The organism is Flagellimonas sp. CMM7 (assembly GCF_021390195.1).
Classification (GTDB): domain Bacteria; phylum Bacteroidota; class Bacteroidia; order Flavobacteriales; family Flavobacteriaceae; genus Flagellimonas.
Genome location: NZ_CP090003.1, coordinates 2,536,124 through 2,548,537, shown reverse-complemented (window position 1 = coordinate 2,548,537; position 12,414 = coordinate 2,536,124). Strand labels below are relative to the sequence as shown.

Genomic DNA, 12,414 nt, shown 5'->3' with positions numbered 1-12,414 from the left:
GTAAAACTGGAATCGGTTGTATTTAAAGGTAGAAAATATTACGAATCGAATACAATAATACTAACAATGGATTTATTTTGAGTCATGGTTATTAATTAATCAAAGTAAAACCCAATGCTTGTTGATCTCCTTTGGCATTTAGGCTAGGGAAGCCTGAGAACAACCCTTCTATAATATCAAACTTTTGTTCGTACTCAAATAAATCAGCTCTGTAAAATGTAATTTGTCCATAATCGGCAATATTAATTTGAATGTTATTAAGGAAAGTGCTGATTTCATCTGGCAACTCAAAAGTTTCAAATGGCATAATAAAGCTTTCCTTCTTATCAGAATTGAAAATCCATGTAATCCTATTATTAGGATCAAAGCCTGTGAACGTCGCTATTGTCTGTAGGAAATCATAATTTCCAGAAGTTATCACCTCTCTATTTTGTAATTCAGCTGACCAGTTAGGAATTTGAGGTGTGGATAATCCTGATAAAAAACTAACCCATCCGATATTTTCTGTCAAGTTTGCATTGTATTCTTGCTGGTAAAGGGCAAATTCATCAAACATGGGAATATTTATCACTCCATTTATATCTTCTTTGTTGCCACTAAATCGAAGTACTGTATTAAATTCACCAGAATTAAATGCGTTTGTATCTTCAAATGCTCTTAACTGGAAAGTAAAGTCAGTTACTTCGTCTGGTACTATTATCTCATCTGTTTGTTGTATGGATTGAAAATCATTGAAAGAAATAGTAGTATTTTCATTTAAATCATTGAAAAATAAATATTTATAGCTTTCGATACTATTAGTATTCTCAGGGCTTGAATAAATAAAAACAGAACTAGAATTATTTGGGTTATACCTTCCAGATTCATTAAAATTACCTTCTGCAAAGCTAAAACCTGAAATAAGTTCATAATCCTTTCCATTCATAAAAAAATTAGTGTCACTAGCAGCATCTGTCATTTCCATTTGGAAATTACTTGTTAAAACACGTTGATTCCTAGAAGTCATGAGTTCAGTATTATTCAACGTACGTGTTCCTGCCGGAATATCTCCGTATGATAACACAAAGCTTCTTGGAACAGTATTCGGATTGGAAAAAATCAAAAACAAGGTAGCGATGATATCTTGACGTTCAAAATTATCATCAGCATAAAATAGTGACTCTTCATCAGATTCAATTTTTTGTGAAGCAATTAAACTTCCATCCATCGCATTTAAAGCTAAATAATAATCGATAGTGCCGTTCAAAGGTCTTCCCTGTAAATCGCTGAGCCCAAACAGTAATTTATTAAGAGTAAAAGAAACCATTTCCGTTGTTTCATTTTCGCTATCATCCTCAGAAACCACTTTTAGTACTCTATCTCCTATTTGAAAATCAAATGGGTCTATTTCATAAGAAAATTGTTTTTCTTGAGAGCTAAAAACCTCTAAATCATCTATAAAGATTTTGGTCGAAACATTAGAAGAGTTATCACTAATTAAGATATCTATTGATGTAAGTACTTCAATAGCCTCATCAACACCCATAATAGAAATCAATGGAGCCGTTGTGTCTGTTTCTCCAACTGGATCTTCATTATTAGGTGGGTTGGTATTCTCCGTTGATGAATCTTCAGAACTACAAGAGAATAAAAAAACAAGAAAGGTAATTCCAAGGCTAAGTTTTTTGAGCATACTGAGTTTTTTTTCTAAGATATAGAATAAAGTGATGAATAAAAATTAAATTATTGCCCCAATTCCCTAGCTTCAAAATGTGTCAATTCCTGATTTTCAAAAGCCGTATTTGCTTCAATGGGGTTGCAGCATACTTCACAATCTTCTACATAGGTTTGGTTTGATACAGAAGTATCCAAAAGAAAAGAAATCTCTTCCCAACAATATGGGCATTGAAAGAAATGTTCGTGCATACCTTATTCAAAAAACAACGCTAAAGAATCCTGTAGCTCTACTCGCTCGATATGATTCAACACATCAATTCGCCAATTAAAAATCTACATTCAGTAGTTGACCGCTTATTTGGAGCATCTGTAGTTCGGCCAATTTAGCACTGTACTTAGCTTGGCTTTGTGCCAATTCCGCATTCAATAGATTCAATTGTGCCTGCCTAAATTCTATAGAAGTAACTTGCCCCAATTTATAGCGCTCATCCGTACGATTAAAGTTATTTTGATTGGTCTGCAAATTCTTTTCTTGTACTTCTAGCACGTACAGCGCATTGGTATAGCTATCCCAAGCATTTCGAATATCACGCTCTACTTCCAACTCTATCTGTTTTTTGAGCAATTCTTGATTTTCATAACCAATTTTAACATTTTTGATGCCCGTAATGCCTCTTCCTCCATCAAAAAGATTCCATGAAAGGTTGACGGAACCTGTGACACCAGTAGACGTGTTTTGAATTAAAAATGCAAGTGGACTATTGTTGCTCGACTCATTCCATCCGTATGTCCCTGTTAGACCAATTGTAGGTAGAAAAACACTCTTTGCCGCTTTTACATTATACATGGTAATGTTCATATCCTTTTCTACAAGCTGAAGCCTGATGTTATTTGTTTTGGCCTCATTGTGCATATTTTCCATTTGAAGACCAGGTACAAAATTAACAGTGGTATCTGCTAGGAACTGCGAAGAAAGATCTTGGTTCAGTACAAGGTTTAAGTCACGCATTGTATTTCGTAATTGCTGTCTTGAATTCAAAAGATTGATACTGTCTGTATTAATATCCACCTCAGCATTCAATACATCCAACCCAGTATTCTGTCCATATTCAAATTGATACCTTGCCCGTTTTAGCCTGTCTTTTGAAATTCCCAAGGCCTGTTCCAAATTTTTGGTATTCTCCGTTAGGCGGGCCACTTCATAATACACGGTAAACAACTGTAAAATGGTATTCTCAATAGTCTGTTTTACTTCTAATTCTGACTGTTGAGAACGTTCCTTAAAACTTTTGTAACTGTAGTATCTGTTCAATCCATCAAACAAGGTGTAGTTTACATCTACAGAAGCATTGTAGCGCCTTGTTTCTGCCCCATCTGCCGTTCGGGTATCCCCACTTGCAAGTTGCCCTTCTGTATTCTGTTTATCAATACTTCCACCAGCATTCCCTGTTACTGTAGGCAAATAACCAGAATTTAAGATACTGGCATTGTTATCATCAATTTTTTTGGTATTCCGCGCAACTTGAATACCCAAGTTGTTTTCCAATGCTAAATCAATGGCCTCTTCTTTGGAAAGTACTTTCTCTTGAGCTTGCGCTGTACTTATAGAAACCAATAAGAAAAGGGGTAGTGTATAAAATATACTTTTAATCATGTTGTTCCTTCTAAAACTTTTGAACCCTTATTTTCATTTATATGATTAACACTTCCATTCTGACCGTATAGCCCATCTTGCATCATGTGTTCTTCCTCATTTCGTTCACGGATGGACCGTTCCACTTCTTCTCTTGTAGCTTTTTCACCCGTCCATAATTGCTTAATGAACACTTTTACATTATTCCCAAATGATAAAAATATTGGAAGCATTATAAGTGTCAATACCGTAGCAAAACCAATACCGTAGGCAATTGATAAGGCCATTGGTTTAAGGAACTGTGCCTGCCTACTTTTTTCCAATAAGAGCGGCGCCAATCCTGCAATTGTAGTTATTGATGTCAAAAATATAGCCCTGAAACGGGAGCGTCCTGCTTCATAGATTGCCTCGTCAAATTTAAGTCCGCTTTTAAGGTTGTTGTTGAATTTACCAATGAGTACGAGTCCGTCATTGACCATAATTCCGATTAGGGCAATTATTCCCAACAACGACAAAATATTTATGGGAAAGTTGTGTATCCAATGTCCCCAAGCGACAGCAGTTAAACTAAAAGGAACCAAAAACAAGAGTAACAACGGCTGACTAAAACTCCTAAACGTAAAGGCTATTGTAATGAAAATCAATATCAACACCGTTAAACCAGCAAATCTCAAAGAATTATTGAACTTGTTGAACTCTCTATTCTGCCCTTCATAAGACGGAGTGACGGAAGGATATCTTGACAAGATATCTGGCATAATTTCATTACGAATCCAAGCCATGGCATCGGTGCCACTAGTAGTTTCAGGGTCAGCTAGGTCTGATGAAATTTGGATTTCACGCTGTCCATCCAAATGATTTACTGCCACATCTCCACGTTCAATTGAATATGAAGCAATTTCTTTTAAAGGAACTCTATCTCCAGATGGGGTCAAGATTCGCATATCATCCAAATCTGTTATGGATGAGCGGTTATCGCGATCATATCGAACCCACACCCTTATTTCGTCCTGCCCACGCTGAAAACGTTGCGCTTGAGCTCCAAAGAATCCGGACCTGACTTGATTCATCACAGTCCTAAGATCTAGTCCTAACAAATAGGCATTTTCTTTAAGTTCCAATCTGATTTCCTTGATTCCAGCCGGGTCGTTGTCGGCCACATCCTTAAGCAATGCATTGTTCAACATAGCGGTTTTCAACTCTTCCTTGACCGCTTTGAGCTCATCGATATTATTGCCCAATAAAGAGACTGAAACCGGATCACCTCCAAAATTTCCACCGGATCCATATATCAAACTTTCAACACCTATAACCGGTCCCACAAGTTCCCGAAGTCTGCCGGTTACCATGCTGGAAACAATTTCATCGGGACGTTCTTCGCCAGGTAATAAGTTAATAATTAAGGTTGCGGATGAAGAACCGGGCCCGAGCGTTTTCAACATGTTTTCATACAGCATCTTATCGCTTCCTTGAAGATACTCGTCTGTAAGTTGTTCGTTTACGATTTGAGCCTTCTCCTGAATCAAGGTAATAATTGAATCCGTAATCTGTTCGTTGGTACCATTTGGCATTTGTAGTTCAACGGCTATCCTATCACTGGCAATCCGTGGAAAAAATGCAGTTCTTACTATACCACCACCAATAGATCCAAACGTCAACACCAATGCCATGAAAAACAAGGAGAACGTCAAGAACTTATAATCCAAGGCAAACTTTAGAGTCGGACTATACCATTTATCACGCATATATCCCATGGCTTGATCTCCCAGTTTATTGATGACTCTAAGCTTAGCGAATACTTTGCCCAATCCGGAAGTTGGATCTTGGCTTTTTGGTCTCAAAGCTTTGGAATGCGCCAAGTGGGCGGGTAATATTATCAATGCTTCCACCAAGGAAACTACCAATGTTAAAATCACAACAACGGAAACCTCACTAAAGAAATCGCCAATACGTCCGTCCAAGAATAGAAACAGGGAAAATGCCAGTATGGTTGTGATTATTGCCGATAAAATTGGCGGTATCACTTCCATAGTCCCATCTATTGCAGCCCTTATGGGAGTTTTTCCTTTTTCATAGTGTTGATAAATATTTTCGGCAATTACTATTCCGTCATCCACCAAAATCCCGATTACAATGATCATTCCGAATAAGGAAAGGACATTAATCGTTACATTGAGCATTGGAGCGAAAACAAACATTCCCAAAAATGCAATAGGTAATCCGAATGCAACCCAAAACGCTAAACGTGTATTCAGAAATAAAGAAAGGAACAATAATACCAATGCCATTCCTATGATGGCATTTTCCGTGAGTAAATCCGTTCGCTGTGTCAAGGTTTTGGACTGATCGCTAATCACTTCCAATTGAGCATTGCTATAATTTTTATTAAACTCTGCAATATATTCCTTTACATTCTCCGCGGATCCAATAAGGTCTTCAGTATTGGTGCTGGTTACCGTAACATTTACTGAGAGTTCTCCATTAAGAAATGAAGCATTAGGTGTTTCCGAAAAACGATCACGAATTGTTGCAACATCTTTCAGTCTTACCGTTCTACCTGACGCATCTGCCCGAACCACTAAGTTTGAAAGCTCATCTCCGTAATAAGAACGATTATTTGCGCGTATCAAATACTCTTCGGAATTGGTCTTTATATTTCCACCAGTAACTAAAATATTTGCATTGGTAACGGCTCGAGATACCTCGCTAAAGGATAAATTATAGGCTAACAAACTATTTTCATCAACCGCTATTTCAATTTCTTCCTCTGGATATCCAGAGATTTGAATTTGAGAGATTCCTTCAATACCCCTTAAATCATTTTCTATTTGACGGCCGATTTGTTTTAGGTTAGAAAGTGTAATGTTCTCGCCGCTAACAGCAAAGCTTATTGTAGGTCTTACCGCCTCTAATTTGGATACAACCAAAGGTTCCATTCCCGTTGGAAAAGTAGGTACACGATCTACCGCATTTTTAACTTCCAGGAGCATAAAGTCAATATCTCGACCTTTTTCAATCTCTACATTGATACTCCCACTATTCTCTCGCGATGTAGATGTTACTCGCTCAACGCCCTGTAAACCTTTGAGGTTATCCTCGATTTTAAGCACGATTCCCTCTTCAACTTCTTGCGGAGAAGCACCTGGATAAGCAATGCTTATCAATATATTTTGAGAATCTACTAGTGGAAAAAAGGATGATTTCAAAGAAAGAGCTCCTACGATTCCAAAGATGAAAAAAGCTAGAATGATAACATTGACCGCAACATGATACTTTATAAAATAGGAAATGACCTTTCTCACGACTTCGTTCTTTTTGTAGCATCAAATACCTTGACTTCCATACCTGTGTATGCTCCCGAAACCGCTTTAGAAACTATAACTGCATCATCTGGAACATCCTTTAGCACTACGGTTTTGTTCGTGAAATACACCGGTTTTACGTCGATAACATCTAAAATGGTATCGCGGACTACAAAGATTTGATTGTTTTCCAACAAAAGGGAACGATCTACTTCAATTGCATTTGGTTCATCCTTGGCCTCTAAATTTGCCTCTAGATACTGACCTTCTTTCAGATTTTCTCCTTGAACCTCAATGTATACAGTAATCGTCTGTGAATTTTGGTCCACACTTCCATTAACGCGGATTACTTTACCCATGAATGTTTGGGTATTTTCCAAGTTTGAAAGTTCTACCTGCTTGCCAACGGTTAGATAATCGCCATAAGTCTTACTTACTGAAACTTCCAATTCATAGGTACCTATATTTATGAACTCTCCTAATTTTTGTCCTACCCTAATCAATGTTCCTTCAGTAACTAGGGCCTCAGTCAATACTCCTTTAAACGGCGCCGAAATGGTATATTTTGATAGGCGCTGTTCCAAATTTTTGACATTGTAATAGTTGGATATTACTCCACGACCGGAAATAAAGAATTTTTCTTTTTCAGTACCCAGCTCTGGTAACGGTGGAGTCGTTTTCTGTAAGTCAAAACCATTCTGATAATCTTGCCATTTTGGATAAATTTCTGGATAATCCAATCGTAAATCTGGCATTATTGAGGTAAGCAAATTGTACAAATTACTTTTTGCAGATTGAACACTAGCATAGTATTCATTAGCATCAATTCGAATCAATGTTTGGCCCGTAGTATACTCTTGACCTGTTCGAAACAGTTTGCTTCCTGATCTAAATACACCTTGGACTTCAGAATAAAGTTCAACCCTTTTCTTAGCACGCAAATTGCCATTTGCAGGAACTACAATAGGTATTGTAGTATTTTTTACCGTATCTACAAATACGGTTTTCACAACTTTCTGGGAAGGGAGTCTTCGGTTTTTCTTACTTCCTGCAATCATTCTTGCAAGAAAAATGGACAGGAATATAATTAGGCCGCCAGCAACAGCCGATAAAATAAGCTTACGCATGTGTTGGTGAGAATTAGCTTTGCAAAGCTATTAGCTTCCTTGACGTTGTAAGGTTAAAAATTTCATAAATTGTTTAGGGAATACTAGCCTTTTCTAAACAAAAAAGGGGATACACGCCTGCATCCCCAAACCAAACAAACTAAAGTATAACTAACTACTCATTCTCGTCAACATCTTCAAATTTTGTATCCGCCATCCGTGTACGTTGTAATTGTATTTCGTTGAATTTTGGATTTAATGTTTTTTCATCGGTATCGAAGACCAGAAACTGTTTTGTATCCATCTCTCTTAGACCTTTATAGGAATTGAATCTATTGTTTTGTAACTGTAATATTTTCAGACTGGCCAATTGACTAAATTCTGAAGGAATCTCTCCACCCAGTTGATTATTGGCAAGCACCAATTCTCGTAGTTCACCTAGTTTTCCCATTTCCTCTGGAATTGATCCTTCCAAATTGTTTTCAAAAAGTCCCAATGCTTCCAACTTGGTAAGATTTCCTATGGAATTGGGTATTAGACCTTTAAGGTTATTGCTAGATAAATTAAGTTCTTTCAAGTTTTTTAACTCCCCAAAAGTTGATGGTATTGATCCACTCAAAAAGTTGTTGAACATAGAAAACACTCTCAGTTCTTGAAGCTGCCCAATTCCAATTGGCAACGAACCTTTTATTCTATTCATCTCTAACCGCAATACTTTTAGATTTTTAAGCTTAACAATATCCTTAGGTAAGACCCCGGTTATACTGTTAAAAGCAAGATTTAAATGAGTTAGATATTTTAATTTTCCAAGGCTCTCTGGAAGAACGCCTTCTAAATTGTTTCTAAATAGATTTATTACAACAACATGATTATCCTTCAGCTCAATTCCTTTCCACGTATGAACTGGTTTGTTCAAATCCCAAGGAGTACTCCATTCTTTACCATTTGTGTTATTGAACAGATCAATGAGTGCACTTTTTTCTTTCTGCGAAATTTCAACAGCATAAAATACCTGACTTGTAGCAGAAAAAAGTACTAGGAAGAAAATGGTTAGTCTAGTCATTATAAATCAATTCATAGGAATTTACCTACAAATTACGAATAGAAAGAAAATACCTACAAATTAAATAGGTGAATCAAGAGAAATATGTTGTAAAAGGGACAAAAAGCGTGGTGAGCGATTATTTTGAAGGCTGTTAACTCAATACTTCAAGTTCATTGGACAATTTTTCCCAGTCCAACATCAAAGCTTCCAAAACATCCTTTTTTCCTTGATAGTCATCAAAAAAGCCCGGAGCAGCGATAGTGGCATCATAATCCAACAACATTTTATGATCTATTTCGGCAATGTCTTTTTCCAATTGAGAAATTTTGCTTTCCACGTTGCTTAATTTATTCTTTAGGGATTTCAGTTTCTTTTGGGTTTGATAGTCATTCTCTTTGGGTTGTTCCTTTTCAACTCGAATTTTCTTTTCACCTTTTTCAATCTTTCTAAAATCCTCAGCTTTTCGCTGTTCCAAGTAAAAGTCAATATCCCCTAAATATTCCTTGATGTTGCCATCCTTAAACTCATAAACCCTATCCGTTAATCCCTGAAGAAAATCCCTGTCATGGGAAACCAAAATCAACGTTCCTTCAAAATTTTGCAAAGCCTTTTTAAGTACGTTTTTAGATTTTATATCTAAATGGTTGGTAGGCTCATCCATTACCAATACGTTAAAGGGTTGTAATAACATTTTGGCGAGTGCCAAACGATTACGTTCTCCACCAGATAAAACCTTAACGTATTTCTCCACTTCATCTCCCCGGAATAAAAAAGAACCTAAAATATCTCTGACTTTGCTACGATTGGTTTCATTTGCAGCATCTATCATTGTATCTAAGACCGTTTTTTTGCCATCTAGATATTCGGCCTGGTTTTGTGCGAAATAACCAATCTGCACATTGTGTCCGATCTTAAGCCCACCTGTATACTCCAATTCGCCTACCATTATCTTGGCCAATGTGGTTTTTCCTTGCCCATTTTGACCAACAAAGGCCGTTTTGCTGCTGCGTTCCACTAAAAGGTCTATCCCCTCTAGGACCTGTTTTTCTCCATAGTTCTTAGATAGATTCTCAAGTTCGGCAACCACTTTACCAGGAGTTATTGACACTGGAAATTTTACGTTCATAGAACTGTTATCGTCCTCATCAACTTCTATACGATCGATCTTATCCAGTTTTTTTATTAGGGATTGGGCCATGGAAGCTTTACTCGCCTTGGCCCTAAATTTTTCGATTAGTTTTTCGGTCTGTTGTATTTGTTTCTCTTGGTTCTTTTGTGCACTTAATTGTTGTTCCTTGATTTCTTTTCTAAGCACTAGAAATTTAGAATAGGGCTTGTTGTAATCATAAATTCTCCCAAGAGAAATCTCTATGGTCCTATTCGTTACATTATCCAAAAACATTTTATCGTGAGAAACGATTACCACCGCTCCTGAATAATTGTTGAGAAACTGTTCCAACCAAATAATGGATTCTATATCCAAATGGTTGGTAGGCTCATCCAAGAGCAATACATCATTGCTCTGGAGCAGCAGCTTTGCCAATTCAATTCGCATACGCCAGCCACCTGAAAAGGTATCGGTAGCTTTGTCAAAATCATTCCTCTTGAATCCTAGTCCCAACAAAACTTTTTCGGTTTCGCCTTGATAGTTATAACCTCCCAGAATTTCATATCGGTGGGTAACATCAGTCAAGTCAATCATCAATTGATGATACGCCTCACTTTCATAATCGGTTCTTTCCGCGAGTCCCTGATTTATTTCATCCAGTTTTGCTTCCAAAGATTTAAGCTCAAAAAATGCCTGGTATGATTCTTCCAATACCGTTCTGCCTTGTTCAAAATCAATATCCTGCTTTAAAAAACCAATTTTCACATCTTTCTCCATGGCTATGGTTCCCGAATCCGGAGCCATTTCTTTGGAAAGCAATTTCAACAAAGTGGATTTTCCCGCTCCATTCTTTCCAATTAGGCCAACCCTGTCCCCCCCGTTTAAGCGAAAGGCGATTTCCTCAAAAAGATATTCGCCTCCAAAAGCGACAGAAAGGTTATGAATGTTTAGCATCTTATGTAACCTGAATTACAAAACAAATGTGGGTGAATCCGTATTTTTGTTCAAAATTGCTGCAAATGTTAAAAAAAGGAAACAAACTCTACAGTATTTTAACAGGAAGTTGTCCCAAATGTCATAAAGAGAGCATGTATCTCAACAATAATCCATATGCAATTTCGCAAATCTTTAAAATGCATGAACGTTGTTCCCATTGCGGCACCAAATATAAAATTGAGCCTTCATTCTTCTATGGTTCTATGTATGTAAGTTACGGTGTGGGTATTGCCTTTGCTGTGGCAGCCTTTGTAATAGCATTCCTTTTTATAGGGGCCTCTCTTGTAAACACCTTTATTGCGATAGTACTTACCATGGTTGTTTTTATGCCCTTTATTATCCGTTTATCACGAAATATTTGGATCAACATTTTTGTTAAGTACGAACCCAAGTCTGCGAAGAGTCAATTAGAATAATACTTTTTTGTAAATCTTTGAATATTGATTTCCGGGTCAAGTACTGTTCCCTTTTCAATAGTATTGAACAGCTGTCTTGAAACATCTGGAGCTATTAGCACGCCTCTAGAGCCAAAACCATTTAATACATATAAATTTTTGTGTGTGGGATGCTGTCCCACCAAAGGTCTTCTATCCACTACAGTTGGCCTAATTCCTGCAACATGTTTAACAATTTCAAAATCACAGTTTAGAAAAGTCTTCAATTTTTCTAAAAGTTCATTTTTTGAGTCTTCTGTGGGTTCATTGGTTTTATCTTTCCATTTATAAGTTGCTCCTACACTATACATATCACCTCCAAGAGGAATTGTAAAAACTGAAGATTTAATAACGTTCTTCTCTTTATATTCTGGAGCTTTAATGGTCAATAGTTCTCCTTTGGTGCCATTTAATGGTAGGTAATTGAAAAACGGGTTGTTTTTAAGCCCATAACCACAGGCAAAAACAATTTGCTTTGCCGTAGTAGTTTTATAAGAAACATGCTCTTTAAACGTCTCCAAACAAGAAAAATCGAAGGATTCCTTATCCAAAAGTCCATGCTGCCCTAAATATTCTGAATAAGAGGTAAGCAAGGTCTTGGTATCTATTCTTCCTGTATGCCTTACTTCACCAAAACCAAATGGGGCATCTATGCTTGGGTTTGTATTTTCTATGATGGTAGTGGACAAAAAAGAATCAAGCCCTGGGCGATCGGCCGCCTCAAACCAGCCATTTTGTTCTTCAATGGATGCAAATCTGCGGAGCACTGGAATGGTGTAATCCAGTTTTACATCTAGTTTTTGTTCTAAGCCTGCATAAAATGGTAACGCCAAATCCATTTGTTCCTTGGCATTCCAAGCCATGGTAAATCTTTTTAAGATAACTGGGTTATAGAGCCCCCCAGCCACTAGGGAAGCCTGTTGGGAATCATCTGAAATTACCTTAAAGGACTTACCTTCTTTTTCCAGAATCTCACAAAATGAGATTCCGGCCAAACCAAGGCCCACTATTACATAATCCAACATTTGGCAAAAGTAAACATCCTGAATTGGATTTCTCTACTCCGTAGGAAATGAGCAATGAAAACAAATAAAAAACGCCGCACAAATGTGCGGCGTCTATATGAATTGAATT

The 12,414-nt window shown here is 37.1% G+C and carries 9 protein-coding genes; 1 reads left to right on the top strand and 8 read right to left on the bottom strand.

Annotation, left to right across the window (positions count from 1 at the left end):
* Positions 1-91: 91 nt before the first annotated feature.
* The 7 genes from LV704_RS11595 to LV704_RS11565 all read right to left on the bottom strand — a co-directional run bounded on the left by LV704_RS11595 (position 92) and on the right by LV704_RS11565 (position 10,804).
* Complete coding sequence (locus LV704_RS11595) at positions 92-1,672, bottom strand: hypothetical protein (RefSeq protein ID WP_163419942.1); 1,581 nt, start codon at positions 1,670-1,672, stop codon at positions 92-94.
* A 50-nt stretch (positions 1,673-1,722) separates the two neighbouring features.
* Positions 1,723-1,905: a CPXCG motif-containing cysteine-rich protein gene (locus tag LV704_RS11590; protein WP_163419944.1), complete on the bottom strand. Its 183-nt coding sequence runs from the start codon at positions 1,903-1,905 to the stop codon at positions 1,723-1,725.
* Positions 1,906-1,981: 76 nt separating this feature from the next.
* Positions 1,982-3,310, bottom strand: coding sequence for a TolC family protein (locus LV704_RS11585; RefSeq protein ID WP_163419946.1), 1,329 nt, complete (start codon positions 3,308-3,310; stop codon positions 1,982-1,984).
* A complete protein-coding gene (locus LV704_RS11580; RefSeq protein WP_163419948.1) occupies positions 3,307-6,591 on the bottom strand; it encodes an efflux RND transporter permease subunit in 3,285 nt (1,094 codons plus the stop codon). The genes LV704_RS11585 and LV704_RS11580 overlap by 4 nt, the downstream gene beginning before the upstream one ends.
* On the bottom strand, positions 6,588-7,718 hold the full coding sequence (locus tag LV704_RS11575; protein ID WP_163419950.1) for an efflux RND transporter periplasmic adaptor subunit: 1,131 nt from the start codon (positions 7,716-7,718) through the stop codon (positions 6,588-6,590). The genes LV704_RS11580 and LV704_RS11575 overlap by 4 nt, the downstream gene beginning before the upstream one ends.
* A 154-nt stretch (positions 7,719-7,872) precedes the next feature.
* The gene (locus tag LV704_RS11570; protein WP_163419951.1) at positions 7,873-8,760 is read right to left on the bottom strand and encodes a hypothetical protein; all 888 of its coding nucleotides are present in this window, start codon (positions 8,758-8,760) and stop codon (positions 7,873-7,875) included.
* A gap of 133 nt (positions 8,761-8,893) precedes the next feature.
* On the bottom strand, positions 8,894-10,804 hold the full coding sequence (locus LV704_RS11565; protein WP_163419953.1) for an ABC-F family ATP-binding cassette domain-containing protein: 1,911 nt from the start codon (positions 10,802-10,804) through the stop codon (positions 8,894-8,896).
* A gap of 65 nt (positions 10,805-10,869) precedes the next feature.
* On the opposite strand from LV704_RS11565, the gene LV704_RS11560 reads away from it, so the two are divergent.
* A complete protein-coding gene (locus tag LV704_RS11560) occupies positions 10,870-11,262 on the top strand; it encodes a DUF983 domain-containing protein (protein ID WP_163419955.1) in 393 nt (130 codons plus the stop codon).
* Here the strand turns inward: LV704_RS11560 and LV704_RS11555 are convergent.
* Entirely contained in the window at positions 11,250-12,305 is a 1,056-nt protein-coding gene (locus LV704_RS11555; protein WP_163419957.1) for an FAD-binding oxidoreductase, read from the bottom strand. The two genes, LV704_RS11560 and LV704_RS11555, sit on opposite strands and share 13 nt — an antisense overlap.
* Positions 12,306-12,414 lie beyond the last annotated feature (109 nt).